This window comes from Flavobacterium bomense (assembly GCF_003970355.1).
Genome location: NZ_RYDJ01000005.1, coordinates 170538 through 190380, shown reverse-complemented (window position 1 = coordinate 190380; position 19843 = coordinate 170538). Strand labels below are relative to the sequence as shown.

Genomic DNA, 19843 nt, shown 5'->3' with positions numbered 1-19843 from the left:
CCATTGAAAACAAAATATTTCCTTTCCTCCTTTCTATTTATCCAAATACTACTTTTACAAATTATTTCCTTCTATCCGGAACAGGTAGAAGAATGGTATAGCAATGGTCTCTACCCGATACTTTCGTTGTTCTCGAGAACCATTCTGGGAGAAATTCCATTTTCCATAGGCGATTGTCTCTATTTCATAATTATTTTATTTGTTTTCAAATGGCTTTGGAACAAACGAAAAACATGGAAATCCAATTGGAAAGACACCCTTTTGAGTATACTGAGCTTTGTTTCGGTTTTTTACTTTTTGTTTCATGTACTTTGGGCACTGAATTATTACCGTGAACCGCTTTTTGAAAAAATGGAAATTCAAAAAGACTATTCAGATGCTGATTTGTTGGCTTTCACCAAAAAAATAATTGCCAAAACCAATGCCATTCAAAACCAACTCACAAAAAATGACAGCTTGAAAGTGGTATTTCCGTACTCTCAAGAACAGGTTTTTGAAATGAGTATGAATGGATATAAAAACCTGGAAGCGGAACATCCTTACTTCGCCTATTCAAAGCTAAGCACTAAAAAATCGCTAATTAGTTTGCCCTTGACCTACATGGGTTTTGGAGGCTATTTGAATCCGTTTACCAATGAAGCACAGGTTAATTACCTAGGTCCAATGTACAGTTTCCCCATGACTACTAATCATGAAATGGCACACCAAATAGGCTTTGCAAGCGAAAGTGAATGCAATTTTATTGGGTATTTAGCTTCGGTCAAAAATGATGATTTGTATATTCAATATTCGGGGTACAGCATGGCTTTGCGATATTGTTTAAGCAACTGGAAGGCCCGAGACGAGGTGGTTTTTAAACAATTATTAAACACTGTTCATCCCGGTATTATCAAAAACTACAAAGAAAGTGAGCATTTCTGGAAGCAATACGACACGATTATCGACAAAGGATTCCATGCTTTTTATGATCAATTCCTGAAAGCAAACCAGCAAAAAGACGGCATCGAGGGCTATAGTAAATTTATAAATTTGATGGTAAATTATTACAAGGAAAGAAGTTATGAGTTATAAATAAGACTTTAAAATTCATGATTTTCTATACTTCATCGCTGGTAAATGTCGTAAAATTTTTCTTTTTGTAGGGTCTGATAATCAAACGGCCTTCCCGATCAAAACGAATGTAGTTGTAGACCCAATTCAGGAATACGACGGCTTTATTTTTGAAACCAATCAGTGAAAACAAGTGGACAAACATCCAGACAAACCAGGCAAAAACACCGCTGAAATGGTATCCCGGCAAATCGACTACCGCTTTATTCCTTCCTATGGTTGCCATAGATCCTTTATCATTATATTCAAAAGCTTCCATGGGTTTATTTTCAATTAATTTTATTAAGTTTTCGCCCAATAATTTCCCTTGCTGCATCGCAGGTTGCGCCATCATGGGATGTCCTTGCGGATAGGTTTCGGATTCCATGGAAGCAATATCACCCACTGCAAAAATAGTATCATAACCAATCACTTGATTGAATTCATTGACCCGTATACGTTCTGCTTTTTCAACTAGTGCTGCTGCATCCAGTCCAGCAACAACCGCACCTTGAACGCCTGCTGTCCAAATCAGAGTGGCAGTTTCAAACGTTAAATTGGAATTTGTCGTTATAGTACGTCCATCATAATTAGTAACACGTACGTTTTTCCAGATTTTTACGCCTAAACTGACCAGAAATTTTTCGGCAGCTAAAGAGGATTCTTCGCTCATAGTATTCAGGATTCTATCCCCACTTTGAATGAGATTGATTTCCATTTTAGCAATATCAAGATCCGGATAATCTTTTTGGAGAATGGCTTTTTTCATTTCAGCTAAAGCACCTGATAGCTCTACTCCTGTTGGTCCTCCCCCAACCAGGACAAAATTGATGAGACTGTTTTGTTCGGCTGCATCTGTGGTTAAAACGGCTTGTTCGAAATTTTCAAGAATCAGGCTTCGAATATTGAGTGATTGCGGTATGGTTTTCATGGCCATACTGTTGCGCTCAATTTCCTTATTGCCAAAATAATTCGTTTTGGAACCCGTGGCAATCACGAGATAATCATAGCTTAATACTCCAATTTCAGCAATAATTTTTTTGTTTTCGGCATCAATTTCCTGAACATTAGTGAGTCTAAAATAAACATCATCGTATTCCTGAATGACTTTTCGAATGGGATAAGCAATAGAGCCAGCTTCAAGACCGCCTGTAGCAACTTGATACAGCAGTGGTTGGAAAGTATGGTAATTGTGTTTATCTAAAAGGACAACCTGGACTTTTTTATTTTTGAGTTTTTTAGCTAACGCAATTCCGGCAAAGCCTCCGCCTATAATAACTATTCTGGGTAAAGGTGAGTTTGGGATGTTCATTTTTATTGAAATATTTTTTAAAGGTGCTAAAGAATCAAAGATACATCGTTTTAAAATGTGAATTGACAAAGTGAAGGGTGAGAAGTAAATGGTAAAGAGTCAAATTAAACATTTTCAAAATTGGATTTTATTCCGCAAGATCAGGATTTTATTTTTTTTTAAAGTCCGTCAGAAAACTAATCGTGTAATTGAGTTTTGATAAATGTGAAAAGGCTTTTCCTTTGTTTTACGAAAGAAAAGCGTGCAATAATATAGTAGAAAACGAACGAAACGAACTAAAAAAGCAGACAACTCCCCAAAATAAATGATTGCTTTTCATTCGTTTATAATCCGTTATGATTTTGTATTTACACCCATATAGCAACAAACCTTACTTATATATTGTGTGTATTTCTGCAATGCGCTATATTTGCATTCTTAAAATAATAAACAATGATTAAGATTACTTTGCCCGACGGGTCAGTTAAAGAGTTTGCTTCAGGGGTAACACCGATGGATGTTGCTAAAAGCATTAGTGAAGGATTTGCCAGAAATGTGATTTCGGCTTCTTTTGATGGTACAACTATTGAAACCACAACTCCTTTGACGACAGACGGCAGTCTTATCTTGTATACCTGGAATGACGAGGGCGGAAAAAAAGCATTCTGGCACTCTACTTCGCATGTTATGGCACAGGTTCTGGAGGAAATGTACCCAGGAATCAAATTAACGCTCGGACCAGCAATATCTAATGGATTTTATTATGATGTGGATTTTGAAGATCAAAAAATAACGGACGCGGATTTTAAGAAAATTGAGGATCGTGTTCTTGAAATAGCAAGAGGAAAACATGAATTCAAGCTACGTCCTGTATCTAAAAAAGCCGCTTTAGAATTATACAAAGACAACGTTTATAAAACAGAAATGATAACCAATCTTGAGGACGGAACGATTACGTTTTGCGATCATGATACGTTTACTGACTTATGCCGCGGTGGTCATATTCCAAATACTGGAATCATCAAAGCGATGAAAATAATGAGTGTTGCCGGTGCCTACTGGCGCGGTGATGAAAAAAACAAACAGTTGACCCGGGTTTACGGAACTTCGTTTCCTAAACAAAAGGATCTTACGGAATACCTTTTATTACTAGAAGAGGCAAAGCGTCGCGACCATAGAAAACTAGGAAAGGAATTAGAGTTATTTGCTTTTTCACAAAAAGTTGGAGCAGGCTTACCGTTATGGTTGCCAAAAGGAGCTGCATTGAGAGATCGTTTAGAACAGTTTTTAAAAAAAGCACAGAAGAAAGCGGGTTATGAGCAAGTAATTACGCCACATATAGGTCAGAAGGAATTGTATGTCACTTCAGGACATTATGCTAAGTATGGTGCTGATAGTTTTCAACCTATAAGCACTCCTGCTGAAGGTGAAGAGTTTTTATTGAAACCGATGAACTGTCCCCATCACTGCGAAATTTATAATGTAAGACCATGGTCCTACAAAGATTTACCAAAACGTTATGCTGAATTTGGAACCGTTTACAGATACGAACAAAGTGGTGAATTGCACGGATTAACCCGTGTAAGAGGATTTACACAGGATGACGCCCATATTTTTTGTACACCGGAACAACTAGATGAAGAATTCAAGAAAGTAATTGACTTGGTATTGTATGTATTTGGTTCATTAGGATTCGAAAACTTTACCGCTCAGATTTCTTTGAGAGACAAAGAAAACAGAGATAAGTATATCGGTAGTGATGAAAATTGGGAAAAAGCAGAAAATGCGATTATTAATGCTGCTGCAGATAAAGGGCTGAACACCGTCGTTGAATATGGTGAAGCCGCTTTCTATGGTCCAAAATTGGATTTCATGGTAAAAGATGCTTTGGGAAGACAATGGCAATTAGGAACCATTCAAGTAGATTATAACCTGCCGGAACGTTTTGATTTGACCTACAAAGGATCTGACAATGAATTACACAGACCGGTGATGATTCACAGAGCTCCTTTTGGATCAATGGAACGCTTTATTGCTATTTTATTAGAACATACTGCAGGAAATTTCCCTCTTTGGTTAATGCCGGAACAAGCTATAATATTGTCTTTGAGCGAGAAATATGAAATATATGCGAAAAAAGTTTTAGATTTGCTAGAAAATCACGAAATTCGCGCCCTCATAGATAATAGAAACGAGACAATCGGGAAGAAAATCAGAGATGCCGAAATGCAAAAAACCCCGTTTATGTTGATCGTAGGTGAGGAAGAAGAGAGAAACGGAACCATCTCTATCCGTCGTCACGGACAAGAAGGAAAGGGAAATATCAGCGTTACAATAGACGAATTTGTTTCTATTGTAAATGAAGAGATCAATAAAACATTAAAAGTATTTACAGTTTAACTTAAATTATAAAGTCATAGCAATAAGAAGCAACAGAGGTTACCAACCTCGCGTAGAAAAAAAAGATGCACACAGAATAAACAGTCTTATTCGTGGTGTACAAGAAGTAAGACTTGTAGGAGAGAACATTGAGCCAGGAGTTTTTAAACTTTCGGAAGCTCTAAGATTAGCGGATCAATTTGAATTGGATCTTGTTGAGATTTCTCCAAATGCAGAACCACCGGTGTGCAAAATCATGGATTACAAGAAATTTGTTTACGAACAAAAGAAACGTGATAAGATCCTAAAAGCGAAATCTACACAAGTAGTCGTTAAGGAAATCCGTTTTGGCCCTCAAACAGATGAACATGATTATGAATTTAAGAGAAAGAATGCAGAAAAATTCTTGAAAGAAGGAGCCAAATTGAAAGCATTCGTTTTCTTCAAAGGGCGTTCAATCATATACAAGGATCAAGGTCAAATCTTATTGTTGAGATTGGCAACAGATCTTGAAGAATTTGGAAAAGTAGAAGCCATGCCTGTTCTGGAAGGAAAGAGAATGATCATGTTCATCGCTCCTAAAAAGAAAAAGTAATATCCTCCCCTAACCCTTCCGAAGGAAGGGAACAAAAAAAAAGGAGAAACAAATATAACTTCTCGTCACCCTCCCCTTTGGGAGGGCTGGGGAGAGGAAAAAATAAGTAAGTACGAATAAATTAAAACACTAGGAAAAAATGCCTAAAATGAAAACCAAATCTAGCGCCAAGAAACGTTTTAAAGTTACTGGTTCTGGAAAGATTAAAAGAAAGCATGCTTTTAAAAGTCACATTTTGACTAAAAAGTCTAAAAAACGTAAATTAGCATTGACACACTCTGCGCTAGTTCACAAAACAGATATGAAAAGCATCAAACAACAATTAAGAATTATTTAATAAGTCTTAAAGTTGCAAAGTCAAAGGTCTTAAAGCCTTTGGATATTCGACTTTAAAACTTTTGACTAAATAGTCTTTAGGTTAAAACAATTTAAAATAACCTTGGAGTACGGCCATTAAGCGCTTTTGATTTAATTCAAGCCGCCTGCTACAAAAAACAATAAAAATTATGCCAAGATCGGTAAATTCAGTTGCTAAAAGAGCAAGAAGAAAAAAAATAATGAAGCAAGCCAAAGGTTTCTTTGGTAGACGTAAAAACGTTTGGACAGTTGCTAAGAATGCGGTAGAGAAAGCAATGTGCTACGCTTACCGTGACAGAAAAGTGAACAAAAGAAATTTCCGTGCATTATGGATTCAACGTATCAACGCTGGAGCTAGATTGGAAGGAATGTCTTATTCACAATTCATGGGTAAAGTAAAAGCTAACGGAATCGAATTGAACCGTAAAGTGCTTGCTGATTTAGCAATGAATCACCCAGAAGCTTTCAAAGCAGTACTTAATAAAGTAAAATAAACGTTTTATAACTCAATTTAGATTACTTACTTATATAAAAAACCCAATCCGAAAGATTGGGTTTTTTTGTTTACATACGGTTCAGCTTAACTGCTTCTGCACCATCATTGCATTAAATTATACTTTTTGATAATGTACTTGGTAATAGGCTTTAGTGGTTTTCCCGTTACTGGGTGAAATCCTGCCATATTGAAAAGTTCTATCACTCCATCACGCTTACAATACCACACGATAGGTGTCTCTTTATTAAAGAATTGCAACGTACTACTACAATCTACTTTCTTTAATTTCATTACCTCCTCATCAATGGAACTACTAATTCCAAACTGCCCATTGTCTTTCAAGCAATCTACTGCTACATAATAATTCCCCTCCCATTTCATACAGTCCTTCTCTGGAAAAAAAATTCCTTTTACAGTATATCCCATAAAAAATAATGCCATCAAAATAGCAAGAATAATTCCTGATTTTCTCCAATGCGTATATTGAGAGATTCCTGCTAGAACATTATTAGTAGGTTTCACTAATTGAATACCAACATCGGTCATTCTCTTTTTTTGAAACGCTTTAACACTTTCTTGAGCATCTCTTTCGCTACTCTTACCATGGAGTAAATACGTATTATAAGGCCTTGGAATAAAATCTACCAAAATGGCTGCTAATTCTATTCTAGCCGCAGTATCAGAATCTTTCTGTCCTTTTAGAAAGGATATAATGGGTTTAAATTTTCCGAGATCAAAATTTTCAATTACCCGTCTCAAAGTATCCTCCGCTTTAGCATCAAAAAACATTTTAAATACATTTTCATCTGCATTAGACAGGCCATTACCCAATTTCATCAAGCATAGATTCCGCAATTGTGCAGGGGTTGGATTTAATAATATTCCCGACACTTCATCCATTTTAGATACTTGATATTCTGCTTTAATGGCACGTTTATACTCCTCAAAAGTAATTTTATTCATACTCCTATTTTGGTATTTATAAGCATTAGTCGGAAACTATCAGAATTACCGGAATTACCGGAATTCCTTTGAGAACAAACTGCACTATCCTCATTCCTTTGCTTAAGAATTCTTTGCTGTCTTGAATTGCAATCAAGACAAATGTACAAAACTAGTTCTTAAAAAAAGTGTTACAAAACAGCCTGGTCGGTCTATTCGGGAAGTATAGATGGTCCTATTCTGTTTTCAGCACACTTACTTCCCAAAAAAGCTAATCTTTTATGGTAGGCTAATCCTGATAACAATTCGATTTCGAAATCGGACTGACCAACCCATATTTAATTTTAATTCAAAAAAAATGAAAAGAATACTACTAGTATCGTGTTTAATCATTGCCGGAATTGCAATGGTTTCCTGTACCAATGACGAAGTACAAACCACTCCAGATAACAAACAACAAGTATCCGCAGATGATACAGGAGGAGGTGCGAATGGACAAACTAAAATTCCTCCTCCAAAATAACAATACAAATATAGAATTAAATCCATATCTAAAATTAATTTATGTATTTTCGGGGAATGAAACTTAAAAAGTTGAATTCCCCGTTTTTAATTTCACTCATCCTTTTATTTACAGGATTTATATCTTGCAAAAAAGAAAGTAACATTGCAACACAAATCAAAAGCAACCCGCACTACCAACAGCATTTTTTACGTGCAGAAAAACATTTTGAAAACCAAGTTTATGATAGTGCTTTTTATTACTACAACGAATCCAAATTAGCTTGTAATGAAGGAACGGATACTGGAAAAATAATTTATTCCTTATTAAAAATGGCTGTAATTCAGCAAATACAAGGGGATTATTTGAGTAGTGAAACCACGGCTACTGAGGCTATTTCCTTATTCCAAAAAACAACAAATCGCTACTACAAATGTGCTGTATACAATATATTAGGTATTAATTATGAGCGACTTTATGACTATGACAATGCAATACTCTACTATAATAAAGCACTCAATCAAATCCCGGATGAATCACAAAAAACAATCCTTACAAATAATATTGCCGTAGCGTATATAGGCAAAAATGATTACAAAAGCGCACTGCAGCTTCTGTTGCCATTAACTCTCCATACAAACATTTCAAACGATGAGGAAAATAATGCCAGGGTTCTTGATAATTTGGGCTATTGCTATTTCAAAATGGGTGATTCAAGAAGTCTTTACTATCTGAATACCGCTTTAATCATTAGAAAAAAAATAAAAGATGACTTTGGAATTACAACCAGTTATCTTAATATTGCTGAGTTCTATAAAAAATCCAATCCTGGATTATCTTATAAATATGCACAATTAGCTTACGAAAAAGCAACAAAAATTAACAATGTTGATGACCGATTGAAAGCAATCGCATTATTAATACGAAATAGCGTTGGGAAGGAAACAAAAAAATTTTCCATTCTTCACCTCCACATCAATGACAGCATCAATAAAGCCCGACAAAAAGCAAAAAATCAATTTGCAAAAATAAAATATGATTCTAAAAAAGATAAAGATGAAAATTTAGAACTAAAAACACAAAAAATAGAAAATGCACTTTTATTAGAAAAGCAAAAAAATAGAAATCTAATTTTATCCTTTGTTATCGTATTCACCTTAATAATAAGCATTTCCGCAGCAAATTTTCTTATGGCTAAAAACCGAAGAGAAAAGGTGAAAATTTCATATACCACTGAAATTCGAATTTCAAAAAAACTACATGATGAACTAGCTAACGATGTGTATCAAACCATGGCATTTGCAGAAACACAAGATTTATCCACCGCACAAAATAAAGAAGTTTTACTAACCAGCCTAGACACTATTTATTCCCGGACACGAAACATTTCCAGAGAAAACAGCACTATTGAAGCAGGAGCACTGTTTGAAACTAGTTTAAAAGAAATGATGTCCGGTTTTCAAACAAATGAAATCAATATATTAACCAATGGAATGGATACAATTCAGTGGAACGCTATAAACAGTACTAAAAAAATAACGCTTTACCGAGTGGTACAAGAGTTACTGGTCAACATGAAAAAGCACAGCCAATGCAGTTTAGTTGTATTAACTTTCAAAAAAAATAAAAATAAATTACAAGTCGATTACACTGATAATGGTATTGGAGCCACGCTTGAAGAATTAACTTCAACAAATGGACTTCAAAATGTGGAAAACCGTATTCATGCCATAAAAGGAACCCTTAATTTTGACAGTAAATCCAACAAAGGGTTTAGAGTCCGTTTTATTTTTCCAATATAATCTAGTCCATATGTTCCATAAAGTTTTAGTTGCCGAAGATTTAGACACTATAAGCATCGCAATAATTCAAGCACTAAGAGAGCTTTCTATTTTAGAAATTCACCATGCCAAATACTGTGATGAAGCTTTCCTAAAAATAAAAAGAGCCCTTCATGACAAAGTTCCCTATGACTTGTTGATTAGTGATTTATCATTTAAACCCGATCACCGTCAGGATCGATTATCCTCTGGTGAGGAACTCATTGAAGCCGTAAAAAAAGAACAGCCTGAACTTAAAACCATTGTGTTTTCGATAGAAGACAAATCCTTTAGAATAAAATCACTGTATACTAATTTAGGAATAAATGCCTATGTATCAAAAGGAAGAGACAGTATTCCGGAACTCAAGAAAACGATACAAAATATTTATAATAATAAGAACCTTCATCCATCTGAGGAAGTACGCCATGCTTTAAGAAACAAATCCCTTTTTGAAATTGAAGCCTATGATATTTTACTTTTAAAATCTTTATCCAATGGATTAACCCTGGAGGATATTGCTTCGGAATTTAAAAATTCCGGAATTATTCCTAGTGGCACCAGTAGTCTTGAAAAACGCATCAATAGGCTTAAAATATATTTCAAAGCAAACAATAACGTACATCTTATAGCCATCACTAAAGATTTAGGATTAGTCTAATTCGCATTTCAGACTATTAAAAACTAAAAAAAATATTCCAATAACGTTATTACTGCAATTTAAAAGCATCAAAAACAATCAATTGCTAAGATCATTTACAGCGCTCCAAAGATTTTTGACACGGTGATTAAATCATAAAACATAGCGGTAGAATTGATATGTTTTTTACGGTTGTACCAAAGATAAGTGATGACTAAAATTTAATGTCGTATTTTAATAAAGCACTAAATTTCTTTGCCACAGATTTCACAGATTAGCACAGATTAATTCGTTATGTAATTTTAAAAATCTTTTTAATCCTTACAATCTGTGGCAAAAACTCTTTTTAATAATTGCGACAATATATCTTTCTTGCTACTTAAGTATGCGATATTAGCTTAAATTCACTTCTTTTTTTGACCATTGTATTGGCAAATCATAGCCTGATTTTAATAAAAATGATGTCTTTACGGTTTCCCGTAAAAAATAGATTTCAAAAGTTGCTAGATTTGGTTTATAAAAAATCAAATGAAACAAATGCTCCAGTTTACAATAACCAATTTAGTATTCGCTCGATATTCCGAAGGAAGGATCTTGACAAAGGACAACTATCGGGAGTTCAAAAACCAAATAAAAAAACCCATCTTTTTTATACTGTCATTTTGCATCCTAACATCTTGCAAATCAGAACCAAAAAAACAACCTCAACACCGACAAATACTTCACAACCAAATACATCGAAAATATGATGACGATGTGTTAGTAGTACCAAAACAAACGGATACAGCTATAGACAAAAAAACAAATACGCAAACTGATTCGTTAAAAAGAAAAAATCAAATACCTCTTGCAAATCCAATACAAAGTCCAATTGGGATTGCTATACCTCAAGAAAAGCTAAAAAGCTCTTCAAGACAACGAAAAGGTAAAGTTATTTACACATCGGAACGTAAAAAAAAGAATCAATGGAAAAAATTATAATTATGAAATACATCCTGTTGTTTTCAATACAAATAGTTGTACCGAGTATCGGCGGATTATTGATATAGCGTATAAAATTCGGGAAAAACAATCCAAATGAGGAAAACCGTAAAGAAGTTATCTTTTACGGAAGTAATTTTGAAACCAATTAGCAACAAAATACTATGGAATTAACCATTCAACTAAAATCCCTAGCGGATAAAATCATTCAGTTAAAAGACAAAATCGAAACCGAAGAATCAACCAAACACGCATTTGTACTCCCATTTATCAACATGCTTGGCTATGATGCCTTCAATCCGCTTGAGGTAGTCCCTGAATTCACTGCCGATATTGGATTAAAAAAAGGAGAAAAGGTAGACTATGCTATTTTCCAGAGCGGTGAACCCATCCTAATTGTTGAATGCAAAAGCTGGAAAGAAAACCTTTCAGTGCACAGCTCACAACTATTTCGCTATTTTCATGTCACAAAAACTCGTTTTGCACTCTTAACTAATGGCATTCAATATCAATTTTATACCGATTTAGACGAGAAAAACAAAATGGACCAGAAGCCTTTTCTGGAGTTTGACATCATCAATCTCAAAGAAAATTCGATCATTGAAATTGCTAAATTCCATAAATCAAGTTTTAATGTAGATCACATTCTAAACAATGCGAGTGCTTTAAAATATACCAAAGAAATCAAAAAAGAGATTAATGACGAACTGGAAAATCCCTCGAATGATTTTATAAAACTCTTTGCTAATAAAGTATATGCTGGAAGACTTACGGAAAAAGTGATGGAAGAATTCAAAATGTTAGTTCAAAAAGCATTTAATCAATTTATCAACGAAAAAATTAATGACCGCTTGAATGCCGCACTAAATAAAGAAACAATAAAACAACAGGAAGAAAAAACGGAACCCATTGAAGAAGCGAGCAAAGTGGTTACCAGTGACGAAGAACTGGAAGCCTATCGAATTGTCGTGGCTATTCTAAGGCGTAAAATTCCTGTAAACAGAATCGTTCCTCGGGATACTCAATCCTACTTTGGGATTTTACTTGATGACAACAACCGCAAACCTTTATGCAGGTTGCATCTCAACGGAACTAAAAAATATCTTGGCCTTTTCAATGAAAACAAAATCGAAATAAAACATCACATTCAGTCAATTGATGACATTTATCAATTTGAAAAGGAATTATTGGAAACTGTTGGGGCTTATGAAGGGAAGTGATTTGCTTTGTAAAAGTATTTACAATACGAAATAAATCCTGTAATATGACCTTTAAACCTAAGTCATTAAAGTACCTGTTGCACCATAAATTCTAAAAGTTGACAAGAATATTTAATTATAATTAAACAAATGATTTTTAATAACAATTTCAGAAAAATAACGGTAACTGAAAACGGAATAATATTGACTTATAAAACACAAAAAATATTATTTTCTGAGTTAGACAAGACTCACGTTAAAGTAAATAAAATGAGGCCGGTTTATACATTTATAATTATTTGGGCATTACTATCCTTGGGTTTTCTTTCCTATTTATACCTGCAAATAGACCTAATCTTACTGATTACTTTTTTTCTGATTGTATTTATTTTTTTAAAAATGAATGAACACAAAAGCTATAGCATAAAAATTCGTTTGAAAAATGGTGAAATTATAGAAGAAAAAATATTGGCAAAATTAAAACTGGAGACTATCAACAGTATCAATGAAGTCCAAAAAGGGATTTACAACTATAAAATAAATAACAAAAAGAATTAGCTTTAGTTCCTAACTATGGTCATTTGATTGTTTATACCAAACTTTAAAAAAAATTATATGAATCTCAAAAAAAATCAAATATTAAAATTGTAATTATCTTTCAAGACTACCCGTTATTTGTACCATACTGCCTCTAGTACATACAATTATTATTATTTCAAAAAAGGAGAATCCTATAACAAGTCTAAGTAATGAAATTTCTCCTTTGTCGATATAACCAAAATAAAATACATCAGAAAACAATATTAAACAATCCATAAGACTCGAAAAATTCCTCAAATTCCATTTAATTATCATACGTTTGAGCTACTCTAATTCTATCCGTAAAAAGTGATACTAATATTCTCCTAATTAAATGAAACCCCTATTTTCCTTACTGTTCCTCTTCCTAGCCACTTTTGCTTTCGCTCAAACCAAAATCCTTTCCTGGAACATAGCCAATTTTGGAAAATCGAAATCCGAAGAAACCATTACTTATATTGCAAAAACGCTGAAAGATTATGACATAATTGCCATTCAGGAAGTGGTTGCCGGATATGGAGGCCCACAGGCAGTAGCACGATTAACAGATGAACTCAACCGAAAAGGAGCTAAATGGGAGTATGTGATCAGTGACCCCACCAGCAGCAGTGCCTATAAAACCGAAAGATATGCCTTCATTTGGAAAACGAGCAAAGTAAAGAAAATAGGAAAAGCTTGGCTCGAAAAAAAATACCATCTAGAGATTGAGAGAGAGCCTTATTATTGCACTTTTCAATATGAAAACAAACAATTCACGCTGGTGAATTTTCATGCTATTACTAAAAAAATGCAACCCGAAACCGAGATTAAATATTTCAAATTTTTACCTGATGAATATCCCACCTTGAATTTAATTTTTGCAGGAGACTTCAACTGTCCGCAATCACATTCGGTTTTCAATTCGTTGAAAAAAATGGGATTTCAATCTATTTTAGTAAACCAAAAAACCTCGTTGAAACAAGAATGCAAAAAAGAGATTTGTCTCGCTTCTGAATTTGATAATATGTATTACAAAACTTCTAAAACTACACTTCTAAATTCCGGTATTATTCCTTTTTATAAAAATTTTAGCACACTAAAAGAAGCTCGAAAAATATCCGATCACGTTCCTATTTGGTTTGAATTTTCTTTGAATTGATATCCACACCGCATTAAGTGATGTTGTGACTAATGCAATTGATATTGTTCAGGAATATTTAGACAAGGAAAATGAAGATGGAAGCGTTTAATCATTTATCTTTTACATCACAAAAGCTACCGTAACAGGTGGCTTTTTTTTTGATTTTAAATTATTTGGAGCTATTCCTGCTGTTCGTTTTATCCACGCTAAAAAGCGTGGTATACCAATACCATCAGGGCTAAAAAAACCAATCGGTACTGATTGGTTTTTTTATTCTATGTCTTTAATTTTTTCTTTTTAGCTGCAGGGAACAACACATTGTTCAAAATCAAACGGTATCCGGGTGAATTTGCATGCAAGTCCAAAACTGTAGGGGGATCGCCTACCTGATGCTGAAAATCCTCCGGATCATGACCCCCATAAAAAGTGAACATCCCTTTCCCCTTCTGCCCATGAATATAACGGGCTTCGCCATTAAGTTCACCTGTCCCCATGACTAAAACATTCGATTTTACAAGTACCGCATCAAATGATGTTGTTTGTCCCATAAATCCTTTGACAAGTTGTGTGTGATTTTGACACAACATAGTGGGAATAGGATCCCATTTTGCCGAAAATTCCATTAAGGTAAAATAATCTTTTTCCATAGGAATTCTTCGTTTAGAGGTCATATCAATATCAGAGAACTCATATTGTTCAGGTCTTCGCTCTAAGATAAAATCTTTGAAAGCAAAAGAATTACTATAATTCATCTTCGATTGGTAATTGCCTTCACTCACATCCCCATCAAACATAGCTTCGCAAATATCTACTCCATCCGCTGCAAGAGCAATATCAAAACTATCTGTTGCGGAGCACATTGCAAACATAAACCCACCTCCTATTACAAAGTCCCTAATCTTTTTAGCCACAGCTCCCTTTTCGTCAGATACTTTTGAAAACCCTAATTTTGTCGCCAGTATTTCAGCTTCTTTCTTTTGTTCAATATACCAAGGTACATTTTTATACGCTCCGTAAAACTTACCGTATTGCCCGGTAAAATCTTCGTGATGCAAGTGCAACCAGTCATAAAGCAACAATTGGTCTCCCAACACTTCCTGATCATATATAGCTGTAAAAGGAATTTCAGCATAGGTCAAGACCAGCGTCACTGCATCATCCCACGGTTGTTTCCCTTTTGGTGTATACACTGCAATCTTTGGTGCTTTCTCTAAAATAACGGATTCCATATTCTGGGACGGACTGGAGATTTCATTTAAGAGTATCACTTCTTCCTCATCAGAGATTATTTCAAAACTCACTCCTCTAATCTGGCACTCTTTGCGTATTTCCTGCGCATCAGGCACTAAAAAAGAACCGCCACGGTAGTTGAGTAGCCAGCTGACTTTGTGATTTTTTTCCAAACACCAAAACGTAATTCCATACGCCTTCAAGTGATTTTGTTGCGTAGTTTCATCCATTGGCAACAAAATAAAAGAAGCTTTTGCGGAAATTGATAGTAGAAAAATCAGAATATATATAAATCGCTTGTACATCATTGTATTGCCTTTTTATATTTCAAAGATAGAAAGGAAGCCGTTCAAATGAGAATAATTTAACTTTAAAATGAATGCACCAATCTAATTTAAATAAAACCACGTAAAAACACCTATAGCCAGACGAATTAGTATCTATAAATTTGTAACTATAACCTAATCTACATTAAATGAAAAATTTAGTACTAAATTCAAAGGAAAACAATAACCATTTTAATTTTAAAACTATTTTTAAAAAAATTGGATTTTCTTTGTTAGTAGGACTTATTGTTGTTTTTTACACTTTATGTTTTAATTATTTTCTTCTGTAATGCTAAATCGAGACCAAAAAACACCACAACCAATTGTTTCAAAAAATTATTATGCCGCGTTATCAGAAGAAATCCTATCAACTGCAAAATTAGGAAAAGATACGACTTCCCTCAGAAGACAACTTTATTATATCAGACATACAAAAATCGAAAAGAGTCTGGACACTGATGCTTTAAAAAAAACTTTTTGGATTAATATCTATAATGCTTTTTATCTCATTATTCTAAACGAAACAAAACAAGACGACACTATGTATCGTCTTAAAAGGATAAAGATTGCACGTTCCATATTCTCGTTAAATGATATTGAACATGGTATTTTAAGAAAAAATAAATTCAAAATAGGATTAGGATATGTAACCAATCCATTTTATTCTGGTTTTATAAAAACCTTAGCCGTCAGTAAACTAGACTACCGAATTCACTTTGCGTTAAGAACTACAAATTTAAATCCTGATCCGTTTGATTATTTTAATTGTGATGAAATTGAATCACAGCTTGCTACTGTCACCACTGATTTTATCAAATTTGAAACTGAATTTGACCATGAATCAAAAAAAATGATCGTATCGCAATTTCTGTTTACCTATTTACGGGATTTTGGCGGAATACAATCCATAAAAAAAATGCTGAAAACTATTTTTAAAAAAGATTTCAAAGGATATTCGTTAAAGTTCAAGCCGTATAACAGAATCGAAAAAAAGCACCATATTTCTTAGTCCATTGGCATTTGTTAAAGGAATCCCTTATCTTAAAACCTGAATTTAAGTTGTTTAAAATTTTAAAAAAATCTTCTCTTTTTTTGCAAAAAAAAGTGCATCCAGCATTGCTTTTAGTACAAATGGGTTCTGATTAATCTTCAAACGGCATAATTTCATTTTGAACCGCATACACAACCAATCCTGCAATATTCCTGGATTCTGTTTTAAGCAACAAGTTATTTCGATGTCCTTCCACCGTTCTTGGACTTATAAAAAGTTGCTCTGCAATTTCTAAGGTGCTTTTTTGATAGCAAATAAGTTTGAGTACTTCCAATTCACGTACACTCAAAAATCCACTATCAAAGTTACTTTTCGTTTTTCTAGTGTTCAAAATATTGGTTTGAATAATTTTCATGACATATTCCGTATAGTAAAATCCTTTTAAAGCCACTTCATTTACGGTTGTAAGCAATTCTTGTGGTGTCGCATTTTTTATCACATAGGAAACAGCACCAACATCAATCATATTCGCCACAAAAGATTTAGAATCATAGCTGGTTAGCGCTATAATTTTTATTTCAGGGAATTCTTTATGGATGATCTTAGTGGCTTCGACTCCATTTAAAATTGGCATTTTCAGATCCATGATAATAATATCGGGATGATTTTTAGTACTGCGAAGGTAGGAAATCAATTCATCCCCATTGGAGGCTTCAAAAACAATCTCAATATTTGTTTCCCGTTCCAGCAAAAAAGAGATTCCTTTTCTAAAAAGAATTTCATCATCTACTAAAATTATTTGAATAACATCATTCATTATTTAAAAATTAAAAGTGACCGTAATCCCTTTATTTACAGCTGAATTAATGACAATAGTGCTGTTTAAAAAAGCGACTCTACTATTAATATTTTTCATCCCAAGACCTTTTTGCTTGTCTTTATTTTTCATATCAAAACCAATTCCATTATCAGAATAAGAGCATTTTTTGAGTCCGTAATTGTCCTCAAAAAGAATAGATATGACAGTTGCCTTACCGTGCCGAATGGAATTATTGATCAACTCTTGCAAGATTCTAAATACGTGTAAATGCTTCATATTATCTTTAATATCAAAGAAGGTTGTATTTTCATAATTTACCGTGACAACTTGAGAACTATTGCATTCCATGCATAATTCTCCCACTCCTGCATCTAGTCCAAATTTATCTAAAACCGGAGGTAACAAACCGTGTGCGATTTTCCTGGAACTATCCAGCGCTTTGGCAGTCAGATTGATGATATTCTCGGTAATTGTTCCTACCTCATCTTTGGTCAAATTTGGAGTATTTAACAAATGACTGTTCAAAGACACAATATTAAGCTGAGAACTGATGTCGTCATGTAAATCTTGGGCAATACGCTTGCGCTCTTCTTCTTGCGTAATAATTACGGCACTCAATAGCTCTTTTTGATACTGGATTTCCAGATCTTTTTTTTCTAATTCTTTCTGGATAATTTTTTTTCTCGAAAAATAGAAAAACAAGATTAAGACGAATCCCATCAAAAGAAAAGCAACACAGGAATAAATAATTATTTCGATTATATCACTTTCATTTATTAATTCTGCCTTCATAAATATTTATTTAATTACTTTTTGGAAAAACTTTTTTTCCACTCTAGTAAAATGAATAATTGGTAGACTATATAGAGTCCTGAGTTCAATACCCAAGGTATTTTTGTGTATTCCAGTCTCAATATATTTGTCAAATTTCCTACTATAAATAAAATGGTGCTTCCAAATAAATAGAGTAAAATACCCATATTGATATAATAATACTCTTTTTTCTCATTTAATATGTTGTAAAGATGTAGGGTTGCGTAGCTAACTATTAAAAAAGAGGTAATGAATATTTCGAATAAATTGAATTTAAAAAACAAACTCGGATCTAGTACGTATTGAATTCCAATGACTGCTAAACCAGCATACAAACCCACTGTAACAATCTTTTTTTGATACGTCTCTTTTAATAAAACTTTGTAAAAAAAACTGAGTATTATAAACTGACCCACAAAATAAAAATGAGACAAATAAAGGTTATTAATATTAACTCTTGCCAAGACATTCGAAATTATTTGGATAACTAAAACCAACCCTAAATATCCTGTAAAAATCTTAAAGACTTTATCCTGAAGAGAAAAGCACCGGATAAATAAAACAAAATTCAAAAATAAAACCAAGAGACCTACATATATAAATACATTTAACATCTATTGTAGCATTAGAGTTTCAGGATCACAAGTAGATGGACAAGGAGACGTAAAATCATAAATATCATCTTCCGTTGCACCAGCGTCACCATTGTCTTGAGTGATCATATCAACATAAATTTGAGTTAGGGGATCATATTTTGTTCCCACAATCATTAATTTTTCTACTCCATCATCATCAACTCCTATGTATGCTCTCACTGCATCGACCCCTTCTTTGAGGACTTCTACTAAATCAATTTTAGGGATCAAAAAAGCATTTAAATGATGGTGTTTGTTATAATTTCCTTCTCGTTTAGACCATCGTTTTGCCCATCTTTGGGCTGTTTTTAACGGAATGACATTCACAACTTTTCCTTTTTTTAGGCTTCCAGAAGTAGTTTCTTGTGACATATTTGTTAGGTTTGCAGATTACGGATTTTATAAATAAAAAATTATTAGCTAAACTACTGTTTTTTATTGTTTATACAAAACCAGCTTAGTAATTATACAAGCTACAATGTTCGTTTTCAAAATAAGCACCGATTGCTCAGGTCGCTTATTTAGTTCTTGTAACCCTGAATTTGGTTTCTAGAGAATCTAATTTGTAATAGCTTTGCTGAAAGGCATTAATTTAATATGAGTACCAATGCTAAAAATAGCTTGTTTTTGAGTCATCAACCTATTAAATACAAGCTATGAACCTACCTGAATTTTCAGAGAAATACCCTGATTAAGCCACACGTAATAAGGGATTCAAAGCTAAACTACTTGAAATGGGAATTGTATGTAAAAAGTGTCAACACACCGAACATTACTTTCGTAAGGCAGATTTAAAATTTCAATGCAAAAAATGCGGTAGTCGTGTCAGTCTTCGTTCAGGCACCGTTATGGAGAATACTAATTTGCCTTTTCCAATATTGGATGCTCTGTATTGAACTCGTGATGCTGTCACAAAAGAGTTTTTCGGCATTAGAAATACAACGTATGTTGGGTCACAAACATTATGACCCCTTGGTAGGGTAAATTGCTTTAGAGTTGTCTTACTTGAGAATGCTATCAATAAAGAAGCACTCAATA

Annotated in this window: 19 protein-coding genes and 1 pseudogene; 14 read left to right on the top strand and 6 right to left on the bottom strand. The window is 33.7% G+C overall.

The window, feature by feature from the left end; genetic code table 11:
- Window positions 1-3 precede the first annotated feature (3 nt).
- Window positions 4-1071 carry a DUF3810 domain-containing protein gene (locus EKL98_RS06900; RefSeq protein ID WP_126561880.1) on the top strand — a complete coding sequence of 356 codons (1068 nt, stop codon included), beginning with the start codon at window positions 4-6 and terminating at the stop codon, window positions 1069-1071.
- 25 nt (window positions 1072-1096) lie between these two features.
- On the opposite strand, the gene EKL98_RS06895 is transcribed toward EKL98_RS06900, so the two are convergent.
- Window positions 1097-2401 carry an NAD(P)/FAD-dependent oxidoreductase gene (locus tag EKL98_RS06895; RefSeq protein ID WP_126561879.1) on the bottom strand — a complete coding sequence of 435 codons (1305 nt, stop codon included), beginning with the start codon at window positions 2399-2401 and terminating at the stop codon, window positions 1097-1099.
- Window positions 2402-2833: 432 nt separating this feature from the next.
- On the opposite strand from EKL98_RS06895, the gene thrS reads away from it, so the two are divergent.
- The 4 genes from thrS (at window position 2834) to rplT (ending at window position 6205) form a co-directional block, all read left to right on the top strand.
- Entirely contained in the window at window positions 2834-4780 is a 1947-nt protein-coding gene (thrS, locus tag EKL98_RS06890) for a threonine--tRNA ligase (RefSeq protein ID WP_126561878.1), read from the top strand.
- A gap of 16 nt (window positions 4781-4796) precedes the next feature.
- A complete protein-coding gene (infC, locus tag EKL98_RS06885; RefSeq protein WP_370273076.1) occupies window positions 4797-5354 on the top strand; it encodes a translation initiation factor IF-3 in 558 nt (185 codons plus the stop codon).
- A 139-nt stretch (window positions 5355-5493) separates the two neighbouring features.
- Window positions 5494-5691 (top strand): 50S ribosomal protein L35, encoded by a 198-nt coding sequence (gene rpmI, locus EKL98_RS06880; protein ID WP_022827375.1) that lies wholly within the window; start codon window positions 5494-5496, stop codon window positions 5689-5691.
- Window positions 5692-5860: 169 nt separating this feature from the next.
- Window positions 5861-6205: a 50S ribosomal protein L20 gene (gene rplT / locus EKL98_RS06875; RefSeq protein WP_035633036.1), complete on the top strand. Its 345-nt coding sequence runs from the start codon at window positions 5861-5863 to the stop codon at window positions 6203-6205.
- Window positions 6206-6309: 104 nt separating this feature from the next.
- Here rplT and EKL98_RS06870 read toward each other — a convergent pair whose 3' ends face one another.
- The gene (locus EKL98_RS06870) at window positions 6310-7170 is read right to left on the bottom strand and encodes a hypothetical protein (RefSeq protein ID WP_126561877.1); all 861 of its coding nucleotides are present in this window, start codon (window positions 7168-7170) and stop codon (window positions 6310-6312) included.
- 337 nt (window positions 7171-7507) lie between these two features.
- Here EKL98_RS06870 and EKL98_RS17570 point away from each other — a divergent pair, with 337 nt between their 5' ends.
- From EKL98_RS17570 to EKL98_RS06840, 7 genes are all read left to right on the top strand, one after another.
- The gene (locus EKL98_RS17570; protein ID WP_156063249.1) at window positions 7508-7672 is read left to right on the top strand and encodes a hypothetical protein; all 165 of its coding nucleotides are present in this window, start codon (window positions 7508-7510) and stop codon (window positions 7670-7672) included.
- Between the two features lie 56 nt (window positions 7673-7728).
- Window positions 7729-9453 carry a tetratricopeptide repeat-containing sensor histidine kinase gene (locus EKL98_RS06865; RefSeq protein WP_158616092.1) on the top strand — a complete coding sequence of 575 codons (1725 nt, stop codon included), beginning with the start codon at window positions 7729-7731 and terminating at the stop codon, window positions 9451-9453.
- A gap of 10 nt (window positions 9454-9463) precedes the next feature.
- Window positions 9464-10132 (top strand): DNA-binding transcriptional response regulator, encoded by a 669-nt coding sequence (locus EKL98_RS06860; RefSeq protein WP_126460926.1) that lies wholly within the window; start codon window positions 9464-9466, stop codon window positions 10130-10132.
- Between the two features lie 735 nt (window positions 10133-10867).
- Window positions 10868-11092: a hypothetical protein gene (locus EKL98_RS06855; protein WP_126460929.1), complete on the top strand. Its 225-nt coding sequence runs from the start codon at window positions 10868-10870 to the stop codon at window positions 11090-11092.
- Between the two features lie 164 nt (window positions 11093-11256).
- Window positions 11257-12312 carry a type I restriction endonuclease gene (locus EKL98_RS06850; protein WP_126460933.1) on the top strand — a complete coding sequence of 352 codons (1056 nt, stop codon included), beginning with the start codon at window positions 11257-11259 and terminating at the stop codon, window positions 12310-12312.
- 129 nt (window positions 12313-12441) lie between these two features.
- Window positions 12442-12849, top strand: a complete 408-nt coding sequence (locus EKL98_RS06845) for a tumor necrosis factor receptor family protein (protein ID WP_126561875.1) — start codon at window positions 12442-12444, stop codon at window positions 12847-12849.
- A 355-nt stretch (window positions 12850-13204) separates the two neighbouring features.
- The gene (locus EKL98_RS06840; RefSeq protein WP_126561874.1) at window positions 13205-14008 is read left to right on the top strand and encodes an endonuclease/exonuclease/phosphatase family protein; all 804 of its coding nucleotides are present in this window, start codon (window positions 13205-13207) and stop codon (window positions 14006-14008) included.
- Window positions 14009-14265: 257 nt separating this feature from the next.
- Here EKL98_RS06840 and EKL98_RS06835 read toward each other — a convergent pair whose 3' ends face one another.
- Entirely contained in the window at window positions 14266-15525 is a 1260-nt protein-coding gene (locus EKL98_RS06835; RefSeq protein ID WP_126561891.1) for an asparagine synthetase B, read from the bottom strand.
- A gap of 310 nt (window positions 15526-15835) precedes the next feature.
- Here EKL98_RS06835 and EKL98_RS06830 point away from each other — a divergent pair, with 310 nt between their 5' ends.
- Entirely contained in the window at window positions 15836-16555 is a 720-nt protein-coding gene (locus EKL98_RS06830) for a DUF547 domain-containing protein (RefSeq protein WP_126561873.1), read from the top strand.
- Between the two features lie 133 nt (window positions 16556-16688).
- Here EKL98_RS06830 and EKL98_RS06825 read toward each other — a convergent pair whose 3' ends face one another.
- The 3 genes from EKL98_RS06825 to EKL98_RS06810 form a co-directional block, all read right to left on the bottom strand.
- Window positions 16689-17354, bottom strand: coding sequence for a response regulator transcription factor (locus tag EKL98_RS06825; protein ID WP_126460942.1), 666 nt, complete (start codon window positions 17352-17354; stop codon window positions 16689-16691).
- Window positions 17355-17357: 3 nt separating this feature from the next.
- On the bottom strand, window positions 17358-18149 hold the full coding sequence (locus EKL98_RS06820) for a sensor histidine kinase (RefSeq protein ID WP_126460945.1): 792 nt from the start codon (window positions 18147-18149) through the stop codon (window positions 17358-17360).
- 635 nt (window positions 18150-18784) lie between these two features.
- Window positions 18785-19177, bottom strand: a complete 393-nt coding sequence (locus EKL98_RS06810) for a hypothetical protein (protein ID WP_126561872.1) — start codon at window positions 19175-19177, stop codon at window positions 18785-18787.
- A gap of 284 nt (window positions 19178-19461) precedes the next feature.
- Here EKL98_RS06810 and EKL98_RS06805 point away from each other — a divergent pair.
- Window positions 19462-19780: pseudogene (locus EKL98_RS06805) on the top strand (IS1595 family transposase); the annotation flags it as partial.
- Window positions 19781-19843 lie beyond the last annotated feature (63 nt).